Genomic DNA, 26,044 nt, shown 5'->3' with positions numbered 1-26,044 from the left:
ATTTCAAGTTTGCCCGCCGGTCTTTTCGGGCCATGGAGTGACTGGCCCCGCAACGCCAGTCCAGGCCCCCGCCCCCAACACGCGGTCCGGGTTGGTGGGTGGCGGCATCACGACATGGGGCAATATCTCGAAGCCGAATTTCTGATAATACGGCGCATCGCCCACCAGCAATGTGCGCTTCCACCCAGCGGATTTCGCGGATGACAGCCCGTCTTCGATCAGCGCGGCGCCCAACCCTTCACCCTGATGAGTTGGGTGCACCGCAATCGGCCCTAAAAGTAGCGCATCATGGTTCCCGACCTTAACTGGCCAGAACCGAATGGCACCTGCGAGCGTGTTTTGCGCATCCCGCGCAATTGTCGAAAGCGCGCGCAAAGGCTCGGTGTTGTCGCGCAACCTATAGGATGACAACGCCGTGCGCCCCGGCGCAAAGCACAGATCGAAGAGCGCTTCGACCTCCCACCAGTCATCAGGTGTCTCTTGCTTCAGTCTCACCGGCCCCGTCCATCCGGAATTTCACTTTCAGGCGGCGTAACATGCAGGTACGTCTTGGGCAAACCAGCAAGGAAACGGCTCATGTTTTATACCCCAGAGGCAGGTCACGGCCTGCCCCACAATCCCTTCAACGCCATCGTGTCCCCCCGCCCCATCGGCTGGATTTCAACCCGGGGATCAGATGGGACGGAGAACCTTGCGCCCTACTCTTTCTTCAATGCGGTGGCCTACGTTCCCCCACAAGTGATGTTTGCCTCGACGTCCATGAAGGACGACCGCGACGGCACCAAGGACAGCGTTGGCAATATCCGTGACACCGGGGTGTTCTGTGTAAATATCGTCGAATACGCCATGCGAGATGTGATGAACGAGACATCCGGCGACTATGGCCGCGAGGTCGATGAATTCGAGAAAGCGGGAGTCGAACGTGCGCCATGTGAGACGATCCCATGTTCCCGCGTAGCAGGCGCGCCGGCAAACCTTGAATGCAAACTGACCCAGATTGTTCAACTGCCGGGCGCCGCAAACTTCGCCGTTTTCGGTGAGGTGACAGGCATTCATATCCGAGACAACTGTCTGAATGAAGACGGTCATTTTGACGTCTCGACCTACCAGCCGCTCGCCCGGCTGGGATATCGGGACTATACGCGCGTGACGGAACTCTTTTCCCTTAAGCGACCCGGTGAGTAGACATCCGTGCTGTTTCCTGACGCCTTGAGCACCCATCCAATCACGTTGCCCGACGGCACGCGTCATGGCGGCACGGTTCATCTGAACCGGGTTTTACGCAATCCGAACTTCGTGGTGGGGGACTACACGTACGCCTCTGACTTCGATCCACCGACGGATCCCGCTGATTTCGCGGGTAGGCTCGCCCCTTATCTTTTCCCCGGTTCGCGCGAGATCCTGCGTATCGGGCGATACTGCCAGATCGCCCACGGTGTCAGGTTTATTACCGCGTCGGCAAACCATGCGGTTGATGGCGTCACGACATACCCGTTCCCGGTGTTCGATCCCGCTGAAATGATGAACTTCAGACCGGATACGCGCGACACGGTCATAGGCCACGACGTTTGGCTCGGATATGGAGCGCTGGTCATGCCCGGGGCCAGAATTGGCAACGGGGTTATCGTAGGGGCCGGGTCCGTTGTGCGGGGGACAATCCCGGATTACGCGATCGTCACTGGCAACCCTGCGACAGTTCTGCGTCTCCGGTTCCCATCGGATGAAATCGACATTCTGAACCGTCTTGCCTGGTGGGATTGGAGTGCTGATCAAGTTGCGGCGGCAAGATCAGCCCTTATGGCGTCAGACTTAAGCGCTCTGGAGGCATTTGTGGCGGGCTAATGTCCACCCGCAAGTATGCCCGTCTTCACCGTGTAATTCACCGCCAGCGCGTAGTCCGGATCATCGTCACTGTCGATCATCAACTGTCCGGCCTTTGTCAGCAGTTGATGGCAGTCCCGGCTCAGGTGTCGCAATTGAATTTGCTTTCCATGGCCCTTGTATTTCTCGGCAATAGCCTCGATCGCTTGAAGGGCCGATTGGTCAACCACACGGCTGTCCGCGAAATCAATTACGACAAGCGAAGGGTCGTCGGCAGGAGTAAACAATTCACCGAACCCTTCAGCAGAGCCGAAGAACAACGGCCCTTGCACCTGATAAACCTTTGCACCTTCAGGCGTCTCATAGGTTTTGGCATGGATACGGCGCGCGTTGTTCCAGGCGTAGGCCAGCGCGGACACAATCACCCCCACGACAACAGCAATGGCCAGATCATACATCACGGTCGTTATGGTAACGAGAACGATAACGAAAGCGTCCATGCGTGGAACGCGGCGCATGATGTTGAAGCTGTTCCATGCAAATGTTCCGATAACGACCATGAACATGACGCCAACCAAGGCGGCCAGCGGGATCTGTTCGATCAAAGGTGCGGCGACGAGAATGAATGCCAAAAGAAACAGCGCCGCAGCAACGCCAGACACCCGCGTGCGGCCGCCTGATTTCACGTTGATCATAGACTGCCCGATCATGGCACAGCCCCCCATTCCACCGAAGAAGCCAGTCACAGTGTTGGCGATCCCTTGGGCAACACATTCCTGAGAGGCCCCGCCCCGCTCGTTTTTGATCTCGCCCACGAGGTTCAGGGTCAGCAGGCTTTCAATCAAACCAATTGCAGCAAGGATCAGCGCGTAGGGCAGAATGATCTCGAAGGTCTCGAAATTCAGCGGCACCATGGGAAGATGAAACGGCGGCAGCCCGCCCTCGATGGAGGCCAGATCACCGACGACCGGCACATCGATACCAAAGGCAATGACGATCAGGGCCACGACGCCGATCCCGGCCAGCGGTGCCGGTATCGCATTGGTCAAACGGGGCGTTGCCCAGATGATAACCATGGTCAATGCCGTGAAGCCCAGCATCAGGATCAGCGGCCAACCTGACAACCATTCGCCGTTTGCCATGCCATGACCCGCGCTTTCGGCGGTTCCAGGCTGCTGGAATTGACCAAGCTGTGCGAGGAAAATGACGATCGCCAGCCCGTTGACGAACCCAAGCATTACCGGATGAGGCACCAGTCGGATGAACTTACCGAGCTTAAAAATACCAGCGCCGATCTGGATGATGCCCATCAGCACGACCGTGGCAAAGAGATACTCAACTCCATGCTCTGCAACCAATGCGACCATTACGACAGCCAGCGCGCCAGTCGCACCGGAAATCATGCCGGGACGCCCGCCAATCAGGGCTGTGATCAACCCCACGATGAAAGCCGCATAGAGACCAACCAGAGGCTCGACCCCCGCAACGAATGCAAAGGCGACCGCCTCTGGGACCAAGGCCAGTGCAACCGTTAGGCCGGACAGGATCTCGATCCGCCACCGCGCAATGCCCATGGGTGCACCCGGGGCGAGGTTGAGGTCATTCAGAATTGTGTTATTGGCCAGCGCCGCCATCAGGGTGCGTTTCACGGATAATCCTGGATTGTTTTTTGAAAATAACAGTGGATTGCGCCCGAATATCATATTCCATCCCGATTGCGAGACCTATTTGGCCTTCCGCACGGGACGTAACCGCGCGCGATTAACCAAAAGCGAATTCCCTTGGATTTTCTTTTGCATCTGAATCGGCCACAGTCGCAGCAACCGGACTGGATGATGAGGAACAGCGCATATGGGCGAGACGGTGATCGGCGTGATCGGTGGATCAGGTGTTTACGATATCGACGGCCTGGAAAACCCGACATGGCAAACCATCACGACCCCCTGGGGTGAGCCGTCAGATCAGGTGCTGAGCGGCGTTCTTGATGGCGTAAAGATGGTGTTTTTACCTCGTCATGGGCGCGGGCATACCCTAAGCCCTTCGACGGTCCCTTACCGTGCCAACATAGATGCCCTGAAGCGCGTGGGCGTCACGGATTTGATCAGCGTCAGCGCCTGCGGATCGTTTCGCGAAGAGATGGCGCCGGGCGATTTCGTTGTAATCGACCAGTTCATCGACCGGACATTTGCACGAGACAAATCGTTCTTTGGCACCGGATGCGTGGCTCATGTCTCAGTGGCGCATCCGACCTGTCCCAGATTGGGCAAGGCTTGTCACGAAGCGGCTCAGACGGCAGGTATAAACGTGCATCAGGGCGGCACATACCTGGCGATGGAAGGCCCGCAGTTTTCAACACTGGCCGAATCCAAGATGTACCGTGAAGTCTGGGGCGCAGACGTGATCGGGATGACCAATATGCCGGAAGCTAAGCTCGCCCGCGAGGCGGAGCTTTGCTACGCCTCCGTCGCGATGATCACCGACTACGACAGTTGGCACCCAGACCACGGTGAAGTCGATGTAATGGACATTATACGCACCCTCACCGGAAACGCACAGAAGGCGCGCACTTTGGTGAGCCAATTGCCCGGATTGCTTGGGAGAACACGCGAGCCATGCCCCCATGGCTGTGATCGTGCGCTCGAGTACGCAATTTTGACACAAGCCCCCCACAGAGATCCTGAGCTGGTTGCAAAACTAGATGCGGTCGCGGGGCGCGTGCTGAACGGGTAAGACAACGGTCAAACCGCAAACGGGAATTCAATCACGGAAGGAAAGATTATGGATATCAGCCTCTGGCTGACATTTGTTGCCGCATCAACAATGCTTGTTCTCATACCGGGTCCGACGGTTCTTGTGGTCCTCAGCTATGCGCTGAGCCAAGGGCGCAAGGTCGCTGTCTCAACAGCGGCCGGGGTTGCATTGGGGGATCTTATTGCGATGACGGCATCACTCGCTGGTCTGGGCACGTTGGTTCTGACCTCAGCCACCGCGTTTGCTGTTTTGAAATGGGCCGGTGCCGCCTATCTTGTGTATCTCGGCGTAAAACTGTTACGGAGCGCCGGATCTGCAACCGCGGATATCGGGGCGGTCACACAGGCCAGCGCGCGCAACACCTTTTGGCATGCCACAACGGTCACCGCGCTAAACCCCAAATCCATCGCATTCTTTATCGCATTCGTACCGCAATTCGTTCGACCCGACGCAGCATTGCTGCCGCAATTTGCAATCCTCATCGCAACTTTTGTGACGATCGCGACCCTAAATGCGCTGGCCTACGCGCTGATGGCCGACAAGTTACGCAGCCAGATCACGCGACCGGCTGTCTTGCGCTGGATAACCCGCGCCGGGGGCGGCACCCTCATCGCCATGGGGCTCGCCACCGCGACGTTACGCCGGGGGCAAGGCTGACCTATGTCTATAAACATCAAAGACTACATCCGCACCATTCCCGACTTCCCCCATGAGGGGATCATGTTCCGGGACGTCACTACGCTGTTTCTCGATCCACGCGGGTTCCGCATGGCAATCGACCAGCTTCTGCATCCTTATGCGGGCAAACGGTTCGACAAGGTGGTCGGGCTGGAAGCCCGCGGTTTCATCTTAGGAGGTGCCATTGCGCACCAGCTTTCCGTCGGCTTTGTTCCGATCCGCAAAGCGGGCAAGCTGCCGGGGCAGACCATCGCGCAGGACTACAAGCTGGAATACGGCGAGGCGACGATGGAGATCCACGACGACAGTTTGAGTGCGGGGGAGAAAGTGCTTCTGGTCGATGACCTGCTGGCAACTGGCGGCACAGCGGAAGCGGGCATCAAGCTGATCGAAAAGCTGGGCGCAGAGGTCATTGGCTGCGCGTTCATCATTGATTTGCCAGACCTTGGAGGTCGCGCCGTTCTGGAGAAACTTGGCATGGATGTCCATGCATTGACCAGTTTTTCTGGAGAGTGAAAGAAAATAATACAACCTGTACGTGTATTAACGCTTTGTTAACCTCCGTTGACATAATCTGAACGCGAGCAGAGCACCTTCCCGCAAAAGCACTGTCTCATTCCCCTTGCCCCGTCTCTTCCCCAAAAGAGACGGGGCTTCCCTTTTTAATGGTCAGGCTGAGCAAGAACAGCGCCCGGGTTCAGTATTCCAAGCGGATCAAGGGCATCTTTGATCAACCTCATCGCGGCCAGCTTTCCGGGATCGCCGTAGGTGATCAGATCATCGACCTTCAGCCGCCCGATGCCGTGTTCGGCAGAGATTGAGCCTTCCATTTCGTGGGTGAGGTCGTGAACCACACGTTTAATTTCCGCACGGTCCGACTGATGATCTTCACGTGATTTTCCGGGCATTGGGAAAACGTTGTAGTGGAGGTTGCCATCCCCCATGTGACCGAAGCAGTTGATACGAAACTGTCCAATCATGGCCAAACGCCCCGGCGCCTCGTCGATAAAATCGGGGATACGTGCGATGGGCACCGAGATGTCATGGGACGAGACCGACCCGATACGCCGGTTCGCCTCCGGGATGCTCTCGCGGATCGCCCAGAACTCTGCCCGTTGCCCCTCGGACTGCGCAATGACACCGTCGCTGACCATCCCGTCCTCTGATGCTTTGACGAACAAATCCTCAAGGGCCGTTTCCGGATCGACGCCAGCGAATGTACCAACATCCAGCAGTACCATCCATTCAGGCGTCTCAGCGAAGGGGGTCTTTATGTCGGGGCCAACCTCCGCAAGGAAATCAAGACCAACGCGGCTGATCAACTCAAACGCAGATATTTGCCCGCCAAGTCGGGAACCCGCCAGCGCCAGAAGCCCGAGAGCAGCCTGAGGGTCCTTTACAACCATCATCGCGGTTGCGCTTCCCGCCGGCTGAGGGAAAAGCTTCAAGGACGCAGCGGTGATGATACCAAGCGAGCCTTCCGCACCGATCATCAGATGCCGCAGGTCGTAACCTGTGTTGTTCTTGCGCAAGCGACTGAGGCCATTGACGATCGTGCCATCTGCCAACACGACCTCCAACCCAAGGCAAAGATCACGGGCATTTCCGTAGCGCAGCGTATTCACGCCGCCTGCATTGGTCGCCAAGAGGCCACCGATGCGGGCTGAGCCTTCGGATGCGAGCGACAGGGGAAACAGCCGATCCGCGTCCTGCGCTGCTTCCTGAACGGATTGAAGAATGGCTCCAGCCTCTACAACTGCCACGTTGTCGATGGGAGAGATATCGCGGATCCGTGTCATCCGCTCGAGGGACAGGATCACGGGCGTCACATTCTTGGACGCGATTTGACCACCAACCAGCCCGGTGCCACCCCCGTAGGGCACCACAGATACGCGTCCGTTACTGCAGGCCCGCATGATGCGACTGACCTGATCGACGCTATCCGGCGCCACAAGAAACCCATCGCCCGCAGCGTAACGCCCGCGCGGCTCTTTCAGATAGGCATCGGTTAATTCACGAAAAGCCGCGTCCGGAAGAAGCGATCTTAGATGCTGGCGAAAGTCATCGGTGACGGAGTTTAGCATGCGCCGTTTATGGCCGTCCGATCCACAGAGCGAAACGTCTATTCTTCTGGCTCACGCAGATAGGCGGGCTGCAGGACCATTATCGTCGGTTCCGACGGAAGAGTGCGCAGCGACACGGTCATGGAACTTTCGCCGGTGCGCACGATATTGAAGTCATCAGACATGCCCCCCAGAAACCGCTCCAACGAGGACTGAGCAAACCAATGCATCGGAATAACGACCGAGGATTTCAGCCGGTTCAAAACCCGCATCATCGTTGGGAGATCGAGAGTCAGCCCGCCGTCAACGGCCGCCATCACGACATCAAGTCGCCCCAACGCTGCGTACTGAGCCGCATCGGGTTCATGGTGAAGGTGTCCCAGATGTCCGATACATAGGCCCGCCACCTCAAACACAAAGATGGAATTTCCATCCTCTTCGATACCTGCGCCATAGCGACTGCGGATGTCCGTTGGCACATTGCGGACAAGCATTTCGCCGAGATCAAGATGATGATCGACCGGACCACCTGCATCATTCCACCCGGGCAGCACATGGGGAATGCGCGGATCAGGGCGCGTGGTCCAATGGCTGCTGTGGGCGTGGTTCATAGTCGCCACGGTCGGCACGAAATCAACAACACCCAGAAAACCCGTGTAATCCGTTGCGACACTTAAGCCACCTTCTGTCTGCAGAATAAAGGTAGCGTGATCCACATAGCTCAGCCGGATGGTGTTTGCTTCCAACGGCGCCTGCCATGAGGCCTGATGCAGGTAGGTAAACCCCGGCTCATTCTCGACCAGTGCAATGCAGTGACTGGGTCTGCGATCTTGCGCAGCCGACGGTGCCGCCACGACTAAAAGAAGAAAGACTGCTATAAATCGGATCATCGGGCACCTCCTGCATGACGCAAGGTAAATGCGTGGACCCGTATCTCAAATCACAAAATGGTTCTTGGACGTATTTTCGGACAGCCTTAGCGGCGAAATCAAAGGGAATACTTCAAATGCTGAAAGACAAGGCAGCGCGTAGACCATCGTGATCCCAGTCCTGTGTGAACTCGCCCCCTAACTGCGCGGTGGACCGATCAATCAGGACCGAACCAAATCCGTCCTCCGATTTCACTGGTACGCCTAAGGCCTTCGGATTGTGCTCATGCCAGATGACCGACAGGTCGCGCTCGCTTGTCTTGACAGTTATCAAGATCCGACCGTCGACATGCCCCAGAGCGCCATGCTTGATCGCATTGGTCGCCAACTCATGAAGGATGAGGCAAAGCGGTGTAAGGTGGCGCCACTCGAGCTCTGGATTATCCCCCTGAACCGCCACGTGTTTGTTGATGTCAAACGGTGTCAAAACCTCTCGGATCAAACTTTGGATGGCATTATCGCTGGGGTCGTCCTGGCCGCGAGACACGTCATGGACACGGGCCAAGGATGCGACACGCGCACCCAGTTTCTTCATGGCGGACTTCACATCCGTTTCGCGACGGGAGGATAGCATGATCAATGCGCTCACGACGCTGAAAAGGTTCTTCACGCGGTGGTTCATCTCGCGCATTAGCAGACGAATACGCTCTTCCCGTTCTCTGGCCTCGGTGATGTCTTGCGCGGCGCCTATTACGGATTGCACGCCGCCGGTCCCATCGCGCGCGTAAACCATCTCAACGGAGTTGAGCCAGCACCATCCACCGTCTTTCCGGCGCATTCGATAATCAAACGATGCTCTCTCGTCAGATTTGAGACCCAGTAGCTTCTCGAAATGCTCGGGATATCTGTCCCAATCTTCAGGATGCATGAGGTCTTGCAAGATATCTTCGCCCATGGCCGCGATGTCATCCGTCGTATATCCCAGCATCCCGAATATGGAGCGGTTGATCCATACGTTTTCCATCAATTTGAGATCGAACACGTACAGGATGGTCGGCGCAATCTGCGCCGTTTTTTCAAAGAAATCCTCAAAATCGTTTTCAAAAATATGGGCCAAACCGAAGCTTCCGTTCTTCCTCAAATATTGCACTTTCCCCTAAAGCGCGCTGGATTTCCCCCGGCGGTCCGCGCGCAAGTTAGCGTAGAGCACATGGTTGCGCCATCTTCCGTTAATCTGAAGATAGCTTTGCGCGACACCTTCATATTTGAAACCGGATTTCTCAAGAACTCCGCGTGAGGGCGTGTTTTCCGGCAGGCAAGCCGCTTCGATCCGGCTGAGATCAAGCGTTGTGAATGCGTAGTGCACCAAGGCCTCGATCGCTTCGCGCATATAGCCTTGGCGGGCATATCTCTTGCCGATCCAATAGCCCAGAGTTCCTGCCTGCGCCGGGCCACGGCGAATATTGTCGAGCGTGATCGCCCCCAAAAGGGCACCATCCTCACGCCGTTCCATGAAAGCCGGGATCGCGTTGCCGTTCCCCAATGACCGCTGCGCCCAGTAAACCCGATTGGTGAAGCTCTTCCGGGTCAGATGATCGCCGGCCCAGCTGGGCTCCCATGGGACAAGAAACTCGTTGCTTTCGGCGCGAAGCTGCGACCAAGCGCGGAAATCTCCGTGCTGCGGCGGGCGCAACGTCATCCGCTCCGTCACGATCCGAAGTTTGCGCCGTGCCAGCAACATCAGGCGGCTAATCTGCGGGTCATAGCCTCCAGATCGGGCGCTTTGTCGACCGGGCCGTACAATGCCATCGCGGCCTGACCGCTGCTGGCCAGTCCTTCTGCAAACCCGCGAACCATCGGTGTATCAACGGCGTCGATCTTCTCGATGGTCTCCGACAAAGGCGGAACACGACCCCAGATGCCAATCAGGCGTGCCAAGCGTTCGGCGCGACTGGATGGGCTTTCCAGTCCCATCAACAATCCAGCCTTCAGTTGTGCGCGGGCTCGTGCAACCTCTTCGGTGGACATGTCACCTGCTGCGCGCTTCAATTCGTCGACGGTCAAATCTGCCAGCCCTGCAATGTCTTCACCAGAGGTTCCAGCGTAGATTGTCAGAAGACCGGTGTCCGAATAGCTGCCCACCTGCGAAAAGATCGTATAGCAAAGTCCGCGCTTTTCGCGCGCCTCCTGAAACAGCCGGGAGGACATGCCGCCACCGAATGCTGTCGCAAAAACCTGAGCCGCGTAAAATGCATCTTCGCGGTAGCCCGGCGCTTCAAGCGCCATGGTGAAATGGGCCTGCTCAAGTGATTTCAACTCGCGCCTCTCGCCGCTGGCGAAGGCCGCCTGAACCGCATCGGTGGGCGCGGAAGCCCCCATGTCGCCAAACAGATCCTCCGCCATCCTGACAATCTTGTCGTGATCGACCGCGCCCGCTGCCGACAGGACCAACTGTCCGGCCCCGTAGTGCTCTGCCACGAAGCCTGCGAGATCGTCGCGCGAAAAACTGGAGACCCGCTCGCTGGGGCCAAGTATTGTGCGCCCAATAGGCTGGCCCGGATATGCCGCCTCTTGCAGCCAGTCAAAAACAACGTCGTCCGGCGTGTCGAGGGATTGCCCGATCTCTTGCAGGATGACGCCCCGCTCCACCTCGATTTCACGTGGATCGAAGACCGGATTCCGCAAGATATCGGCAATCACGTCCAAGGCCAGCGGGACGTCATCCTTCAGCACCCGCGCATAGTAAGCTGTCACCTCGCGCGAGGTGTAGGCGTTGATGTAGCCACCCACGTCCTCAATCTCTTCAGCGATCTGCAAGGCGCTACGCCGCTTGGTGCCTTTGAAAGCCATATGCTCCAGGAAATGAGCGATACCGTTCTGTTCGATCCGCTCATGCCGACCGCCTGCATTCACCCATATCCCGATGGACGCACTTTCAAGACCGGGCATATGCTCGGTCACGACACGAAATCCGTTGGGCAAAGTGTGCAGTCGCTCGCTCAATGCGCGATCCTCTCTCTAATAATGCTTTGAATGGCGGCAAGCTCACCGGGAACCCGGGTCATACGCTCTTCGCGCTCAAGCAGGTCTGCCATCCTATCAGGCAATGGCGGATGTAGGCCAGAGGCCGCTTCGACCGCCGCAGGGAATTTCGCCGGGTGGGCGGTGGCAAGGGTAATCATCGGTGTCGCGCTTTGATGGTCGAGCGCGACCTTAACGCCCACTGCGGAGTGGGGGCACAGAAGCTCACCCATCTTGGCTTTGGCTTGGGCAATCATCGCCGACGTTTCATCTTCGCTGACCCGACCAGACGCATAGGTATCCTTGAGGTTCTCATACGCCCCTTGCGATATCTTGAATTCGCCGGTGTCCTTCAGGGCTGACATCTGTTCGGCTACCGCTGAGCCTTGCTGGTCATAGGCGTAGAACAAGGCCCGTTCGAAATTTGAACTGACCTGAATGTCCATGGACGGACTGATTGAGGGTAAAACCCCCTCGGTCGTATAAGCGCCTGTTTGCAAGGTCCGATGCAGTATATCATTCTGGTTTGTCGCGATCACGAGCTTCTCGATGGGAAGCCCCATCTGCTTGGCAATGTAGCCCGCGAAAATATCGCCGAAATTGCCAGTGGGCACCGTGAAACTGACGGCGCGATCCGGCGCGCCTACCGAAACAGAAGATGTAAAATAGTAGACCACTTGCGCCAGAACACGCGCCCAGTTGATCGAGTTCACGCCCGCAAGCCTGACCCCGTCGCGGAACTCAAAATCATTGAACATATCTTTTACGGCGGCCTGACAGGTGTCAAAATCGCCCTCAACGGCCAATGCGTGGACATTGCTTTCGGTCGGCGTGGTCATCTGCCGGCGTTGGACGTCGCTGACACGCCCGTCCGGGAAGAGGATAAACACGTCCACTGCGTCCAAACCCCGAAAGGCTTCAATCGCTGCAGATCCGGTGTCACCTGACGTCGCACCTACAATTGTGACCCGCTGGCCGGATCGTGCCAGCGCCTTCTGAAACAGCTGACCGATCAGCTGCATTGCGAAATCTTTGAAGGCCAGCGTGGGGCCATGAAACAGCTCGAGCAGAAAATGGTTCGAACCCAACTGTACCAAAGGCGCGCGCGCCGCGTGGCCAAAGCCTGAATAGGCCGCGTCGATGATCTCGCGAAACTCGTCATTTGTGAACGTATCGCCGATGAAAGGCAGCATTACTTCGAATGCAACGTCCTCATAGGGTTTGCCGCGAAAGCCTGCGATGGTTTCTGCCGTCAGAGTGGGGATCGTTTCAGGAAGATAAAGGCCGCCATCACGCGCCAGCCCCGTCAACATAGCCTCTTCGAAACTCAAGACCGGTGCGGTTCCCCGCGTTGAGACGTAGCGCATATAACCCTGTTCCTCTAAATGGTCCGACGCCTGATACGCCAAAGCAGATAGAGTGTCATCCCCATCCAAAGCGCGGCGAGTGAGAACCATGTGATCGCATACTGCAAGTGATCATTGGGGATCGTACTGGTGTCGACAGGCAAGGGCGACACGGGTGAGTTCATCTCCGACGTTTCGCGCAAAACAATCAGGAGCGGCTCCGCCTCGAGGGCCGTCGCGAGTGCAGGCACATCACGGGCAAACCAGATGTCGCGGGTTGTATCAGGCTCGGGCGTGTAGCTGTCAATCTCATCGGGCCAGTGAAGGTTGCCCATAATTTCGGCCTCAACCGCAGGGCGCGAGGCGTCTTTCTGATCTGTCGGGATAAAACCACGGTCCAGAAGAACCCGCCGCCCGTCCGTCTCGAAAGCTGAAATCACGCGGTAACCCGCACCGCGCCGCTTGACGGAGACCAGAACATGCACTTCGTCAGACGTGATCGTTCCGGTTGCTGCAACGGGCAGATAACGCTCTCGCTCGGGGTCTGCAGTCGCGGGCAGTTCAGTCGGGTCTCCGACAATCCTTGCATCGATATCGGCAAGCATCGCTTCCTTCCCCGCCAAGCGCTGGATTTGCCACAAACCAAGGGACACAAGAATTGCAATGCCCCCCAATCCAAAGAGCAGCGGAATGATCATTCGTTTGAGCATGCCTCTCCAATCAAAATGCGCGGGGCTTTCCGGCCCCGCGCATCCCTAACTCAAAGTGTCTCGCGAACCGTCAAATCAGAAGGTCAGCCGCCCCAGACATAAACGGTGGCAAACAGGAACAGCCAGACAACGTCCACGAAGTGCCAGTACCACGCAGCCGCCTCAAACCCGACATGCTTTTCGGGTGTGAAATGGCCGGCTCGGACGCGGATCAAACACACCAGAAGAAAGAGCGTCCCGATGATAACGTGGAAGCCGTGAAAACCGGTCGCCATGAAAAAGTTCGCGCCATAGATATTGCCGGAGAAGCCGAACGCGGCATGGCTATATTCGTAAGCCTGGAAGCCAGTAAAAATGACGCCGAGAACAATTGCCAAGATCAGCCCGTTCTTCAGGTCTTTCCGGTTGTTCTCATGAACCAAAGCATGGTGCGCCCATGTTGCGGCAGCGCCAGAGCACAACAGGATCAGCGTGTTGATCAGAGGCAGGTGCCATGGGTCGAACGTCTCGATCCCTGCGGGTGGCCATTGGCCGTCAATGCCCGGGCTGTCCGGACCCATGGGATACATGGCGTGCTTGAAGAATGACCAGAACCACGCCACAAAGAACATGACTTCGGACATGATGAAGAAAATGAAGCCATACCGCAGGCCAAGGCGCACGACAGGCGTATGATCGCCCTGCTGGCTTTCCTCAACCACTTCAGACCACCAGCTGAACATGACGTACAGAACAGCGGCAAATCCGATGAGGAACATCCAAGGCCCGCTGTCATGCATCCAGATTACGGCGCCCGATAGCATAACAAACGCCCCGATAGCGCCCAGAAGCGGGTTAATCGACGGGGGCAAAATGTGATAGTCGTGATTTTTTGCGTGAGCCATTTCGGTCCCTCGTATGGCTTAGTTTATATCTGTTGATTTCGGTGTCACCAATGACGCCTGCGGCTCAGGCAAGTCAATCTGGTAAAACGTATAACTCAGAGTAATCTGTTCGATGTGCTTTCCATCCGCATCTTCGACAATGGACGGGTCCACATAGAATGTCACAGGCATCTGTACCCGTTCACCGGGCTGAAGCACCTGTTCTTCAAAGCAAAAGCAATCGATCTTGGTGAAGAAGCCGCCAGCCGTGAAGGGGAACACGTTATAAGACGCGGATCCGGCGATAGGTGTGTTTGTCGGATTGTACGCTTCGTAGAACGCCAAACCCGTCTCACCGATCCGCACTTCCATCTCGCGCTGCATTGGCTTGAACTGCCATCCCATACCGCTTGCAAGTGATCCGTCAAACCGGACCGTGATAGTCTGGTCAAGGATCAGGTCAGAGCCTGCGTCGGCCTCAAGCGTTGTGCCGCCATATCCCGTGACCCGGCAAAACCAGTCATAAAGTGGCACAGATGCAAATGCCAAGGCACCCATCGTCGTCACCATGCCAACCAAAAGCGCAAGTGTTCGCTGTTTTGGATCCAGACGAGACAGCATCAGTTACCGTCTTCCACGGTGATGGAATGCCGCACGGTGTGGTCATAGGCTTCGATTGGTGCCCCGCCGCTGACCTTCACAATGGTCAAGCCGAAGATAATCGCGACAAATCCGATAAGGACGATGCCAACGCCTACGTTGCGACCAAGCCTACGGTTATGAATTTCATGCTCGACACGAATTGCCATCAGAACCAGACCCCCATGCCTGCTTTGACCCAAGCCGCCTGCAGCAGCAAGGCCCCGAAATGTAGAAAGAGATACCCTAAGGACTGGCGGAAGAACTTCTTTTCGGCCAAATAGCTGTCGCCTTCCGCGTCCACTTCGTCCCGCCGCCAAAGGCGCCATGCGCCAATCACAAACCGCGCGTTGAGCACGAGAGCGGCCGCCAGATAGATCGCGCCGCCGACCGATGTGAAAGCTGTACCGATCGCAACGGGCGCAAGGATCAGCGTGTAAATAAGGATCTGTTTACGAGTCTCGCGCCGACCATGCGTGACCGTCAGCATTGGAACACCAGCTTTTGAATAATCCTCATTCATAAACAGCGCCAAGGCCCAGAAATGAGGCGGCGTCCACAGGAAGATGAGGCAGAACATTAAAACGCTCTCGACAGACACGCCGCCAGTTGCAACAGCCCACCCGATCATTGGGGGGAATGCACCCGCCGCACCGCCGATCACGATGTTCTGTGGAGTCCACCGCTTGAGCCACATCGTGTAGATCACAACGTAGAAGAAGATTGTGAACGCCAGAATGCCAGCGGCAACCCAGTTGGCAGCAAGCCCAAGCATCACAACGGATATAGCCGAAAGCCACAGACCAAAGCTCAACGCTTCACCCGGCGAGACCTTTCCAGCCGGGACAGGTCTGCGCTGCGTCCGTTTCATAATGGTGTCGATGTCGTGGTCGTACCACATGTTAAGCGCGCCCGATGCACCACCGCCCAACGCAATGAAGAGGATCGCAACGAACGCAACGAACGGATGCACAAAGGTTGGCGCCACAAAAACACCAACGGCAGCCGTGAAAACCACGAGGGACATCACGCGCGGCTTTAGCAGGGCAATATAGTCGCCAAACTGCGCCTCGCCGTCTGTGCTGCCAATCTGTGTGGTTGCGTCTGTCATAAGTATCTCAAGAGAAGGGAGGAAAGGCCCGCCAAAGACCGGCGGGACCTTAATTTACTCGGCGGCTGCAGCGACGTCGACGGATCGCGGTGTGCCCGCGTATTCCTCGATCGCACCATCAAGCCACTGCTCATAGGCCTCTTCGCTGACCACTTTTACCGTAATCGGCATGTAGGCATGGGCCTGGCCGCACAATTCGGAACACTGGCCGAAATAAACGCCTTCTTCTTTCGCCGTAAACCAAAGTGCTGCAAGACGACCGGGAACGGCGTCCTGCTTCACGCCGAAGGCCGGGATGGTCCAGGAATGGATCACATCGCCGCCCGTCACTTGAATGACGATTGTTTTGTTCACTGGAACGACAATCGCCGTGTCGGTGGCCAGCAGGAACTCATCGGTCGTGTAGCCCGCTTCGATCAACTGCTCTTCGACCTCGGGTGTCAGACGATTTTCGCCCGCCCCGATCATGAAGCTGTCAAATCCGAACTCGTGGTCGACATACTCATAGCCCCAGTACCACTGATACCCCGTCGCTTTGATCACGACATCGCCTTCAGGGATGCGTTGCTGTTTGAACAGCACGGGCAAAGAGAATGCGCCGATGAATACGAGAATCAGGACCGGCACAATCGTCCATGCCACCTCAAGCGGTGAGTTGTGCGTAAAGGTCGCTGGCTTCGGGTTCCGCTTTTCATTGTAGCGGAACACCACAATTGCCAGCAGCGCCACCACAAACAGAGTGATCACTGTGATGATCACCAGAAGGAAGTTGTCGAGCCAGTGGATCTCTTCTGCCAATTCGGTCACTGCGGGCTGAAAACCAATACCGCCCTGAACCGGCTTGCCGATGATCTCAAGGTTTTCAAGGGAGCTCTGCGCGCTGGCGGCCCCTGCACCCAAAGCGGCACTCAGACCTGTGAAAAGCGTCGAAAGTCGCATCATGTGTTTCCCGTGTGTTCAGGGGTATGCTGCGTCGGCATGGATTCCCCCGTTGCGTCTGGCCTGCGTGAAACCATATTAGCTGGGCAGGGGCAAGCACTCGCACCCTCGTCGCGCTACCTTGCCGCACTATTTTCACGGTCTTAACAAAGGATTTCCTGATGAGCACAGCCTTCCGCCCGTTCGAGACCCATCTGGACAAAGACGCAGCCTTAAAGATTCTGCGTAGCGCTACAGAGGGCGCAGATGACGGCGAGTTGTTTATCGAACGCAAGCGTGGCGAGATGTTTGCCTTCGATGATGGTCGTCTCAAAACCGCCAGCTACGATGCATCCGAAGGCTTTGGGTTGCGCGCGGTGCGTGGTGAAACCGCGGGATATGCTCACGCGACCGAAATTTCCGAAAATGCATTGATCCGTGCCGCTGAAACCGCTCGCCTCGCAGTTGGATCAGGGGGCGGCACACTGGCAGCGGCCCCGGCCCGCACCAATCGAAAGCTCTATTCCGATGCGGATCCGATGGACGGCTTCAGCTTTCCGGCAAAGGTCGAGACCCTGCGGGAGATCGACGCCTTTGCTCGCGGGTTGGATCCGCGCGTCGTGCAGGTGTCAGCCTCCCTTGGCGCATCCCATCAGGAGGTGGCAATCTTGCGGCCCGATGGAACGCTCGTCACTGACGACCGCCCCATGACGCGCCTGAATGTGGCGGTTATCGTCGAAAAGGACGGACGACGTGAAAGCGGATCCGCCGGTGGCGGCGGACGCACCATGCTGGACGGCTTGATGGAATCCGAACACTGGCAGGATCTCACCCGTGAAGCCTTAAGGATCGCCTTGGTCAACCTTGAGGCCGAGCCCGCACCTGCAGGTGTCATGGATGTGGTCCTTGGCCCGGGATGGCCCGGAATTCTTTTGCATGAAGCGATTGGCCATGGGTTGGAGGGTGATTTCAACCGCAAGAAGACATCGGCCTTCGCGGGTCTCATGGGGCAGCAAATCGCATCCAAGGGGGTCACCGTGCTGGATGACGGGACGATTCCGGACCGGCGGGGCTCTATCACTGTGGATGATGAAGGAACGCCCGGCGCTAAGAATACGCTGATCGAAGACGGGGTTCTGGTGGGCTACATGCAGGATAGGCAAAATGCCCGTTTAATGGACGTTGCACCGACCGGCAATGGTCGGCGGGAAAGCTATGCGCATACGCCGATGCCGCGGATGACAAACACCTATATGCTGGGCGGCGATACAGAACCATCGGAGATCTTGGCGGATTTGAAAGACGGCATCTACGCGGTTGGGTTCGGCGGCGGTCAAGTTGACATCACCAATGGTAAGTTCGTCTTTTCCTGTACCGAAGCGTACCGCGTGAAAGACGGCGTCGTTGGCGCGCCCGTTAAAGGAGCCACATTGATTGGAGACGGCGCGACCGCACTCAGGCAAATACGCGGCATTGGAAACGACATGGCGTTGGATCCGGGGATCGGCAATTGCGGTAAACAGGGCCAATGGGTCCCAGTCGGAGTTGGACAGCCGACTTTAATGATTGGCGGCCTGACCGTGGGCGGTTCGGCAGCTTAAGCTCTTTTGCGACATAGCATGGCATCGCTTCCCCATTTATGGGGAGGTTTTGCCGAAAAAGCATAAAACCGTAACTTTAGAAATCGGTCTGATTTTCGGTTTTTATAATTAGAAACAAATATTTGCCGGTTTTCTAGCCTCCATTTCATTTAAGTTCGAGCTTTTCACCACTCCTTAAGACCTCATGGCCCAAATAGACTTTAATGATTGGACGGAGGCACGATGGCCAGCAACCTGCTGTCTACCCCACCCCCCCTCGCACCCCCTCAGACCCAGGGTGATTTGGTATCGTGGCTCCGTCTGATCAGATCCCGCCGCGTTGGCGTCGCGACCTTCTTCAGATTGTTAAACGAATACGGCAGCGCGGCAGCCGCGCTGGACGCTTTGCCGGGCATCGCGTCTGCTGCCGGTGTGCAGAAATATACGCCTTGTTCGGATGACGCCGCCCGGCGCGAGCTTGCTCATGGAAAACGTCTTGGCGCGCGGCCCGTCTGCTTCGGCGCGGCAGACTACCCTCGAACGTTGATGGAGATCTCAGACGCCCCGCCGATCCTGTGGATGATCGGCAATATCTCTCTTCTGCAAAAGCCAATGGTGGCACTGGTCGGCGCGCGAAATGCGTCATCCCTCGGAACACGCATGGCCAAGGCGCTTGCCTCAGAGCTGTCAGAGGCGGGATTTCCCGTCGTTTCAGGCCTTGCGCGTGGGATCGATACAGCCGCTCATATCGCGGCTTTGGATCATGGGACCATCGCGGTTCAGGCAGGCGGCGTAGATACGGTCTACCCAGCAGAAAATATGAACTTACACGAGGACATCGGCGCAAAAGGTTTGCGGCTGAGTGAGCAACCTCTCGGTCTGACACCGCAAGCTCGCGACTTTCCGCGACGCAATAGAATTATCTCGGGTCTGTCGCAGGCCATCGTCGTCGTTGAGGCCGCTGCTAAATCTGGCAGTCTGATCACCGCGAAAAATGCATTGGACCAAGGGCGCGACGTCCTTGTTGTTCCAGGGCATCCTTTTGACGGGCGCTCGGCAGGATGCAACATGTTGATCCGGGACGGAGCCACGCTGGTGCGGAATGCAAAAGATGTGATCGAAGCCATCGCGCCGAAGCTGCCTGAACCGACTGTGCGCCCGCAGGAGCCGTTGGCGGCCCCGGTTCATACGGATGGACCCGCTCACGCGGAAATTCTGGGCCTTCTGGGACCGACGCCAGTTGCCGAGGATCAATTGATCCGCGATCTGGCGCGCCCGGCTCAGCTGGTTTTGCCACAGATCATGTCGCTTGAGATGGAGGGCAAGATCACGCGCCAGCCGGGGGGACTTCTGAGCCGAACCTGACTAGGCCTTTCGCAGTGAAAGGGCCACGCCGCCCAGCACCAATACGGATGTGATCACGAAGCGCAGCGTCAGCTCTTCGCCCAAAAACAGCATGCCACCTGCAAGTGCGATGATCGGCACGGTCAATTGCGCGACTGCGGCAACGCTCGCCTCCAGCCGCGGCAGGATAGAATACCAGAGCGCATATCCCATCGCAGATGTCACCGCCCCCGATACAATCGCATATGTCAGCCCGAGCCCGAGCTTCACGTTACCTGAGCCGAAGATCAGGACCGCAACGATTAAAAACGGCAGTGCGTAAACAAAGTTCGCCGTGGTGGCCGCAAGCGCATCTGTTTCCACCCGCCCCACCAACGAATAGACGCCCCAACCCACCGCAGCAGCGAGCATCAGCATGGAGCCAAGAAAATCTGGCGCCGTGTCGCCGCTTGGCGCGAGAAGATAGACCAACCCAGCGAAGGCTATGCTTGCCCCGACCCAGCGGATTAGCGGAACGGATCCACCAGTCAGAAGAACACCGGCGAACATTGTGATCTGCACTCCACCGAAAAGGATCAACGCACCGATCCCTGCATCAAGCGTCAAGTAGGCCAGAGAAAAACCCACCATATAGGTCACAAGGGAGAGCGCGCCGACGATGCGAAATTTTGGGCGCTGGAACCGACCTTGCATCGTCAGCAGTGCCAGAAGCGTCACCGCGCCTGCGCAAACGCGCACCAGCGCAAAGCCAAGGGGCGTGATGTCCCCCGTTGCGATGCCCAGCCGGTTCAAAACCGAATTCGCCGCAAAAGCGATCATCGTCAGGGCGGTCAGCAACAACAGCTTCATAATGGAAGACAAAAACGTCCAAATGGCGAAAGAAGTTTCTTCTTGCACGACACACCCGAAAGAAAAAGGGCGCGCCGGATGGCACGCCCTTTCCTGAACAAAATGTCAGCGTGACTTACATCATGCCGCCCATGCCACCCATGTCAGGCATACCGCCGCCGGCGCCGCCATCTTTGGATGGCTTGTCTGCAACCATGGCTTCGGTTGTGATCAGAAGACCCGCGATGGAGGCCGCGTCCTGCAGAGCAGTCCGTACAACCTTCGCAGGGTCGATCACGCCGAACTTAAACAGATCGCCGTACTCTTCGGTTTGCGCATTGAAACCAAATGTCGCGTCATCGCTTTCGCGAATTTTGCCAGCCACAACAGAGCCGTCAACGCCGGAGTTCTCAGCGATCTGACGCAGAGGTGCCTCAATCGCCTTGCGGACGATGTTGATCCCAACGTTCTGGTCGTTGTTTTCACCGGTCAGACCGTCGAGCGCTTTGGCACCTTGAACCAGAGCAACACCGCCGCCCACGACGATACCTTCCTGAACGGCCGCACGGGTCGCGTTCAGCGCGTCGTCGACGCGGTCTTTGCGCTCTTTCACTTCGACCTCTGTCATGCCGCCGACACGGATCACCGCAACGCCGCCTGCGAGTTTCGCGACACGCTCTTGCAGCTTTTCACGGTCGTAGTCCGAGGTTGTTTCCTCGATCTGCTGACGGATCTGGGACACGCGTGCTTCGATCTCGGCTTTCTCACCCGCACCGTCGACGATGGTTGTCTCGTCCTTGGTGATGGAAACGCGCTTGGCTGTGCCCAGCATATCCATTGTGACGGACTCAAGCTTCATGCCCAGATCTTCGGAGATGACCTGACCGCCTGTGAGGATCGCGATGTCTTGCAGCATGGCCTTCCGGCGATCGCCGAAACCAGGTGCTTTGACCGCTGCGATTTTCAGACCGCCGCGCAGTTTGTTTACAACCAGAGTTGCCAGCGCTTCGCCTTCGACATCTTCTGCGATGATCAGAAGTGGCTTGCCGGACTGGATGACAGCCTCGAGCAGCGGAACCATAGGCTGCAGGGAAGACAATTTCTTCTCGTGCAACAAGATCAGCGCATCTTCCAGCTCTGTCGTCATCTTATCGGGGTTCGTGACAAAATATGGGGACAGGTAGCCGCGGTCGAACTGCATGCCTTCGACAACGTCGGTTTCTGTTTCCAGACCCTTGTTCTCTTCGACGGTGATGACGCCTTCGTTGCCAACCTTCTGCATCGCGTCTGCGATCTGACGGCCAATCTCGGATTCGCCGTTGGCAGAGATGGTGCCAACCTGTGCGACTTCATCGCTGTCTTTGACTTCGCGAGCAGCGGCTTTGATCGCCTCAACGACCTTCGCTGTTGCCATGTCGATACCGCGCTTCAGGTCCATCGGGTTCATGCCAGCGGCAACCGATTTCATGCCTTCTTTTACGATGGCTTGCGCCAGAACAGTGGCGGTTGTTGTACCGTCGCCTGCTTCGTCATTGGTGCGGGAGGCCACTTCCTTGACCATCTGCGCGCCCATGTTTTCGAACTTGTCTTCCAGCTCGATTTCCTTGGCGACAGATACACCGTCTTTCGTGATGCGCGGCGCACCGAAGGATTTGTCCAGAACCACGTTACGGCCTTTGGGGCCCAGCGTCACCTTAACGGCGTCTGCCAGCGTGTTCACACCAACCAGCATCCGGTTCCGGGCGTCGGTGTCGAATTTGACGTCTTTAGCAGCCATTGTGCTTTTCCTCGTCTATCAGATTTCAGATATGTTTTGCGTTCAGGAAGCGGTCGGATCAGGACAGGATGCCCAGAACGTCGCTTTCTTTCATGATCAGCAGTTCTTCACCGTCGATGGTGACTTCTGTGCCGGACCATTTGCCGAACAGGATACGGTCGCCTTCCTTGACGGACATCGCGATCAGTTCGCCGCTGTCCTTGCGTGCGCCTTCGCCAGCCGCAACAATTTCACCCTCTGCGGGCTTTTCTTTTGCGCTGTCGGGAATGATAAGCCCGCCTGCGGTTTTCTCGTCGCCTTCTGTGCGGCGCACCAGCACGCGGTCGTGAAGCGGTTTCAATGCCATCTTTGCAGCTCCTCGCTCAAAGTTTCAATTCTGCCCCGGATCGAGGCCGTTAGCACTCGCCTCTATCGAGTGCCAACATCGGGTAGCTAAGGGCTCAGATATGGGCTGTCAACCAATCTGGTTCTGGAATCTTCTTGCGATTTGAAACTTCAGAAAACTGTTTCATTTCCCGGGTAGCAGAGCGCTGAATTTAGGTAGTTCTTTTCGACCGGCTGGGGTCAGGTCATAGATACCGATTTCTACCCGTTCAAACCAGCCGTAGTGATTGTCGGCCATGATACGAGTGGCTCTGATCACGCCTGTTTCTTTGGCAACCCGCGCGCCTTTTGATGCCCCTTGCCCGCCAAGAAAATTCGCGCATTTCATGGCATCTTGTCTGTAGGCAGTGACGAGCCCCGTTCGTACCGCACCTCCGGTGTTGGGATCGCCGACGCGCTTGGCGAATTCCCGCAACAGGCGGCCTTTGCGCAGCTTTGATTTACGGGGCGCGTAAGGTGCAGGATCCTGATGAACCTCGACAAGACCGTCTGAAAGCCGAACCGTTATCAACCCAAGCCCCAATCGGCGGCAGAGCATTTTCATATCCTTCAGACTTTTGCCGAACCGCTTACCGCCTTGACGAGGAACGGCCAAATAGACGTCATCACAAACAGACTGTCGCGCAATGGCCTGATGGACGAGGCTAAGGGAAAACCCCAACTTCAACTCCACAATCACCGGATCATCGTCACCCCGGCAGGCCATCACATCGCACGGTCCAACCTCTGCCTTAACATCGAACCCTTGATCTTCCAGAAACATCTTGATCGGCGGATACAAGTCGACTTCGCGAGGTGATTTCTGGTTGGTCATGGCGCGGCATCCTAATGGCACTTGGTCGCGTGACAACCCGGGAGCACCCTCCTATAAGGCGCGCGAAACAACCTGACGGATGATCCATGACAACGCTCATTTTTGGCCACAAGTCCCCCGATACCGATTCCACCGGCTCCCCCCTGATCTGGGAATGGTTTTTGAACCATCAGGGCGGCGATGCAAAAGCCGTTCTTCTGGGCGAGCCCAATACAGAGGCCGCCTTTGTGCTGGATCGCTGGAATCTGGCCAAACCCGAGATCATCGCGGACGTCGCCGACGATCAGGCTTGTATTATCGTGGACACCAACAACCCTGCAGAACTGCCTGCAAACGTGAACGGTGCCGATATTCAGGGCATAATCGACCACCACAAACTGGTCGGCGGGCTTGAAACAAAAGGACCGATCGATATCACGGTGCGTCCCTTGGCCTGCACCGCAACTATCATGCACGACCTGATGGGCGATCATGTGAACCACATGCCGGACAGCATTAAGGGCGCGATGCTCAGCTGCATCCTGTCTGACACGCTGGAGTTCCGCTCCCCCACCACAACCGAAACCGATAAAGCATTGGCCGAACAACTGGCAGGCGACCTGGGTATCTCGATCCCCGACTATGCAGCAGAAATGTTTGCGGCAAAGTCCGATGTTTCGGCGTTCTCGGACGCGGAGTTGCTGCGTATGGACAGCAAGGAGTACGAGGTCGAGGGCGTGAAGTTCCGGGTCAGCGTTCTCGAAACAACCTCACCGTCTGCCGTGCTGGACCGCAAGGCCGCGCTGATGGAAGCGATGCCTCAGGTTGCAGGCGAGGACAAGGTGAACGAAGTTCTTCTCTTCGTGGTCGATATCCTCAAAGAAGAGGCAACAATGCTGATCCCGAACGATCTGTCCAAGCGCGTCGCCGAGAAAAGTTTTGGGGCATCGGTCAGCGGGGACACGGTCGTTCTACCTGGTATCATGAGCCGTAAAAAGCAGATCATCCCGAACTTGGCGGTCTGACCCACGGCGCGCGATGGATCGTTCTGAGCCCGTCGCGCGTTCAACAGCATCTTTAACGCTGCGCCAAGCACGAGGCTTCCATGTCCAAGATCATCGATGCGCTGTCCGAAATCTCCCAAAATTACGATGCGCTTTTTGTCGATCTGTGGGGCTGCATGCATAATGGTATCGAGCCCTTTGCCGATGCTGTTGCAGCGATGCAGAAGTTTCGCGAGGGCGGCGGTGCGGTCGTTTACGTGACCAACGCGCCCCGTCACAAAACCAGCGTTGAGCAACAACTCCTGAAGATCGGCGTCGCGCCAGATGCGCATGATGAGATCGCGACATCGGGCGACAGCGCGCGCTTGGCGCTCTACCGCGGTGCGGTTGGCGACAAGGTCTACTTCATTGGTCAGAAACACGATCAGAGTTTCTTTGATCCCTTGAAGATCGTAGAAGATCCGGTCGAGATCGAACAAGTCCCGCTGGAACAGGCAGACGGGATCGTGTGCGCGGGACCGGAAGATCCGCTAGCGGATCCCGACGTGTATCGGCCGGACTTCCTGTATGCGAAGCAAAAGGGCCTGAAATTGCTCTGCGCCAATCCAGACATTGTCGTAGATCGGGGTGAGGTACGTGAATGGTGCGCGGGCGCGCTGGCAAAGCTCTACACTGAAATGGGTGGCGAAAGCCTTTACTTCGGAAAGCCACACCCACCCATCTATGATCTGGCCCGCCGCAGGCTGTCTGCGCTTGGCAAGGATGTGCCGGATAGCCGAATTCTGGCCATCGGAGATGGCGTACTGACCGACATCCGCGGCGCGATGGGGGAGGATCTCGATTCTCTTTTCATTTCCGGCGGGCTCGCCGCCCAGGTTACCAAAACGTCGCATAGTCCGGACCCGGATGCCCTAAGTACTTATTTAGAAAAAGAAATAGTCAATCCGACGTACACGATAGGTAAGTTGCGTTGACCTTGGTTTTTGTGGACTTTTCTGCATTTGCGAAGTAATTAAGTTTCAAATTTGGATCTCAGAAGGTCTATTTGTTACCGAAGGACTTCGCCATGCTAGACATACCACGCGACAATTTCATGCGCGGCACAATCTGTATTGAAGACATCGAAATCGGGATGAAGCGCCATTTACGCAAGCAGGTGACAGATCGCGACATCGAACTTTTTGCCGAAGTTTCCACAGACCATAATCCAGTCCATCTGGATGATGACTATGCACAGGATACGATTTTTCAGGGTCGCATCGCCCACGGCATGCTTACGGCTGGATTGATCTCGGCGGTCATCGGTGAACAGCTTCCCGGCCATGGTACGGTCTATCTGGGTCAAAGCCTCAAATTCATGGCGCCTGTCCGTCCCGGGGACATGGTCCTCGCGGAGGTTGAAGTGACCGCCATCGACCATGCAAAGCGACGGGTCACAATGCTGACGCGGTGTGAAGTGGATGGCAAAGACGTGCTTAAAGGCGAAGCCACGGTTCTGGCACCCTCACGCAAGTTCGACTAGCGCTTGCGCGTCTCCGGGCGGG

The 26,044-nt window shown here is 56.9% G+C and carries 28 protein-coding genes; 10 read left to right on the top strand and 18 right to left on the bottom strand.

Annotated features, from left to right (window positions below):
- Positions 1–3 precede the first annotated feature (3 nt).
- Positions 4–495: a GNAT family N-acetyltransferase gene (locus tag KIN_RS11840; RefSeq protein WP_159807134.1), complete on the bottom strand. Its 492-nt coding sequence runs from the start codon at positions 493–495 to the stop codon at positions 4–6.
- Positions 496–576: 81 nt separating this feature from the next.
- Here KIN_RS11840 and KIN_RS11835 point away from each other — a divergent pair, with 81 nt between their 5' ends.
- Positions 577–1,185, top strand: coding sequence for a flavin reductase family protein (locus tag KIN_RS11835; RefSeq protein ID WP_159807132.1), 609 nt, complete (start codon positions 577–579; stop codon positions 1,183–1,185).
- A gap of 6 nt (positions 1,186–1,191) precedes the next feature.
- Positions 1,192–1,842 (top strand): CatB-related O-acetyltransferase, encoded by a 651-nt coding sequence (locus tag KIN_RS11830; protein WP_159807130.1) that lies wholly within the window; start codon positions 1,192–1,194, stop codon positions 1,840–1,842.
- On the opposite strand, the gene KIN_RS11825 is transcribed toward KIN_RS11830, so the two are convergent.
- Entirely contained in the window at positions 1,839–3,395 is a 1,557-nt protein-coding gene (locus tag KIN_RS11825; protein WP_243144929.1) for a SulP family inorganic anion transporter, read from the bottom strand. The two genes, KIN_RS11830 and KIN_RS11825, sit on opposite strands and share 4 nt — an antisense overlap.
- Before the next feature lie 277 nt (positions 3,396–3,672).
- Here KIN_RS11825 and KIN_RS11820 point away from each other — a divergent pair, with 277 nt between their 5' ends.
- Genes KIN_RS11820 through KIN_RS11810 form a run of 3 tightly spaced genes read left to right on the top strand, consistent with a single transcriptional unit; the run spans position 3,673 to position 5,766 of the window.
- Positions 3,673–4,551 (top strand): S-methyl-5'-thioadenosine phosphorylase, encoded by an 879-nt coding sequence (locus tag KIN_RS11820; RefSeq protein ID WP_159807128.1) that lies wholly within the window; start codon positions 3,673–3,675, stop codon positions 4,549–4,551.
- A gap of 48 nt (positions 4,552–4,599) precedes the next feature.
- Complete coding sequence (locus tag KIN_RS11815) at positions 4,600–5,229, top strand: LysE family translocator (protein WP_159807126.1); 630 nt, start codon at positions 4,600–4,602, stop codon at positions 5,227–5,229.
- Between the two features lie 3 nt (positions 5,230–5,232).
- Positions 5,233–5,766, top strand: coding sequence for an adenine phosphoribosyltransferase (locus KIN_RS11810; RefSeq protein WP_159807125.1), 534 nt, complete (start codon positions 5,233–5,235; stop codon positions 5,764–5,766).
- Between the two features lie 146 nt (positions 5,767–5,912).
- Here the strand turns inward: KIN_RS11810 and KIN_RS11805 are convergent, their stop codons facing one another.
- From KIN_RS11805 to coxB, 12 genes are all read right to left on the bottom strand, one after another.
- Positions 5,913–7,334 carry an FAD-binding oxidoreductase gene (locus KIN_RS11805; protein ID WP_159807123.1) on the bottom strand — a complete coding sequence of 474 codons (1,422 nt, stop codon included), beginning with the start codon at positions 7,332–7,334 and terminating at the stop codon, positions 5,913–5,915.
- Between the two features lie 38 nt (positions 7,335–7,372).
- Positions 7,373–8,203 (bottom strand): MBL fold metallo-hydrolase, encoded by an 831-nt coding sequence (locus KIN_RS11800; RefSeq protein WP_159807121.1) that lies wholly within the window; start codon positions 8,201–8,203, stop codon positions 7,373–7,375.
- A 112-nt stretch (positions 8,204–8,315) separates the two neighbouring features.
- Entirely contained in the window at positions 8,316–9,299 is a 984-nt protein-coding gene (locus KIN_RS11795) for a sensor histidine kinase (RefSeq protein WP_159807119.1), read from the bottom strand.
- 39 nt (positions 9,300–9,338) lie between these two features.
- The gene (locus KIN_RS11790; protein ID WP_159807117.1) at positions 9,339–9,923 is read right to left on the bottom strand and encodes a GNAT family N-acetyltransferase; all 585 of its coding nucleotides are present in this window, start codon (positions 9,921–9,923) and stop codon (positions 9,339–9,341) included.
- Positions 9,923–11,185: a M16 family metallopeptidase gene (locus tag KIN_RS11785; RefSeq protein ID WP_159807115.1), complete on the bottom strand. Its 1,263-nt coding sequence runs from the start codon at positions 11,183–11,185 to the stop codon at positions 9,923–9,925. Before KIN_RS11785 ends, KIN_RS11790 begins: the two co-directional genes overlap by 1 nt.
- Positions 11,182–12,570 carry a threonine synthase gene (gene thrC, locus KIN_RS11780; protein WP_159807113.1) on the bottom strand — a complete coding sequence of 463 codons (1,389 nt, stop codon included), beginning with the start codon at positions 12,568–12,570 and terminating at the stop codon, positions 11,182–11,184. The genes KIN_RS11785 and thrC overlap by 4 nt, the downstream gene beginning before the upstream one ends.
- A gap of 14 nt (positions 12,571–12,584) precedes the next feature.
- Positions 12,585–13,259: an SURF1 family protein gene (locus tag KIN_RS11775; protein WP_159807111.1), complete on the bottom strand. Its 675-nt coding sequence runs from the start codon at positions 13,257–13,259 to the stop codon at positions 12,585–12,587.
- 83 nt (positions 13,260–13,342) lie between these two features.
- Positions 13,343–14,143 carry a cytochrome c oxidase subunit 3 gene (locus tag KIN_RS11770; protein ID WP_159807109.1) on the bottom strand — a complete coding sequence of 267 codons (801 nt, stop codon included), beginning with the start codon at positions 14,141–14,143 and terminating at the stop codon, positions 13,343–13,345.
- A gap of 18 nt (positions 14,144–14,161) precedes the next feature.
- The gene (locus tag KIN_RS11765; protein ID WP_159807107.1) at positions 14,162–14,743 is read right to left on the bottom strand and encodes a cytochrome c oxidase assembly protein; all 582 of its coding nucleotides are present in this window, start codon (positions 14,741–14,743) and stop codon (positions 14,162–14,164) included.
- Positions 14,743–14,931: a cytochrome c oxidase system small membrane protein gene (locus KIN_RS11760; protein WP_159807105.1), complete on the bottom strand. Its 189-nt coding sequence runs from the start codon at positions 14,929–14,931 to the stop codon at positions 14,743–14,745. The genes KIN_RS11765 and KIN_RS11760 overlap by 1 nt, the downstream gene beginning before the upstream one ends.
- Complete coding sequence (gene cyoE / locus KIN_RS11755; protein ID WP_159807103.1) at positions 14,931–15,872, bottom strand: heme o synthase; 942 nt, start codon at positions 15,870–15,872, stop codon at positions 14,931–14,933. The genes KIN_RS11760 and cyoE overlap by 1 nt, the downstream gene beginning before the upstream one ends.
- A gap of 54 nt (positions 15,873–15,926) precedes the next feature.
- Positions 15,927–16,811 (bottom strand): cytochrome c oxidase subunit II, encoded by an 885-nt coding sequence (gene coxB / locus KIN_RS11750; RefSeq protein WP_159808023.1) that lies wholly within the window; start codon positions 16,809–16,811, stop codon positions 15,927–15,929.
- A gap of 158 nt (positions 16,812–16,969) precedes the next feature.
- Here coxB and tldD point away from each other — a divergent pair, with 158 nt between their 5' ends.
- Both tldD and dprA read left to right on the top strand, forming a co-directional pair.
- Positions 16,970–18,391 carry a metalloprotease TldD gene (tldD, locus tag KIN_RS11745; protein WP_159808021.1) on the top strand — a complete coding sequence of 474 codons (1,422 nt, stop codon included), beginning with the start codon at positions 16,970–16,972 and terminating at the stop codon, positions 18,389–18,391.
- 222 nt (positions 18,392–18,613) lie between these two features.
- Complete coding sequence (gene dprA / locus KIN_RS11740) at positions 18,614–19,735, top strand: DNA-processing protein DprA (RefSeq protein ID WP_159807101.1); 1,122 nt, start codon at positions 18,614–18,616, stop codon at positions 19,733–19,735.
- Here dprA and KIN_RS11735 read toward each other — a convergent pair whose 3' ends face one another.
- The 4 genes from KIN_RS11735 to KIN_RS11720 form a co-directional block, all read right to left on the bottom strand.
- On the bottom strand, positions 19,736–20,563 hold the full coding sequence (locus tag KIN_RS11735) for a DMT family transporter (RefSeq protein WP_159807099.1): 828 nt from the start codon (positions 20,561–20,563) through the stop codon (positions 19,736–19,738). It abuts the gene before it with no gap.
- Between the two features lie 115 nt (positions 20,564–20,678).
- Positions 20,679–22,319 (bottom strand): chaperonin GroEL, encoded by a 1,641-nt coding sequence (groL, locus tag KIN_RS11730; RefSeq protein ID WP_159807098.1) that lies wholly within the window; start codon positions 22,317–22,319, stop codon positions 20,679–20,681.
- A 58-nt stretch (positions 22,320–22,377) separates the two neighbouring features.
- Positions 22,378–22,665, bottom strand: coding sequence for a co-chaperone GroES (locus tag KIN_RS11725; RefSeq protein ID WP_159807097.1), 288 nt, complete (start codon positions 22,663–22,665; stop codon positions 22,378–22,380).
- Positions 22,666–22,827: 162 nt separating this feature from the next.
- Positions 22,828–23,517, bottom strand: coding sequence for a DUF2161 domain-containing phosphodiesterase (locus KIN_RS11720; RefSeq protein ID WP_159807096.1), 690 nt, complete (start codon positions 23,515–23,517; stop codon positions 22,828–22,830).
- A gap of 86 nt (positions 23,518–23,603) precedes the next feature.
- Between KIN_RS11720 and KIN_RS11715 the strand changes: the two genes are divergently transcribed.
- The 3 genes from KIN_RS11715 (at position 23,604) to KIN_RS11705 (ending at position 26,022) form a co-directional block, all read left to right on the top strand.
- A complete protein-coding gene (locus KIN_RS11715; RefSeq protein WP_159807095.1) occupies positions 23,604–24,521 on the top strand; it encodes a manganese-dependent inorganic pyrophosphatase in 918 nt (305 codons plus the stop codon).
- An 80-nt stretch (positions 24,522–24,601) separates the two neighbouring features.
- A complete protein-coding gene (locus tag KIN_RS11710) occupies positions 24,602–25,474 on the top strand; it encodes a TIGR01459 family HAD-type hydrolase (protein WP_159807094.1) in 873 nt (290 codons plus the stop codon).
- A 92-nt stretch (positions 25,475–25,566) separates the two neighbouring features.
- The gene (locus KIN_RS11705; protein ID WP_174239117.1) at positions 25,567–26,022 is read left to right on the top strand and encodes a MaoC family dehydratase; all 456 of its coding nucleotides are present in this window, start codon (positions 25,567–25,569) and stop codon (positions 26,020–26,022) included.
- Positions 26,023–26,044: the final 22 nt, after the last annotated feature.

It is taken from the genome of Litoreibacter roseus (assembly GCF_009811795.1).
Taxonomy (GTDB): Bacteria; Pseudomonadota; Alphaproteobacteria; order Rhodobacterales; family Rhodobacteraceae; genus Litoreibacter; species Litoreibacter roseus.
Note: the sequence above shows the minus strand (reverse complement) of the source record. Positions and strands in the feature narration are given on the sequence as shown.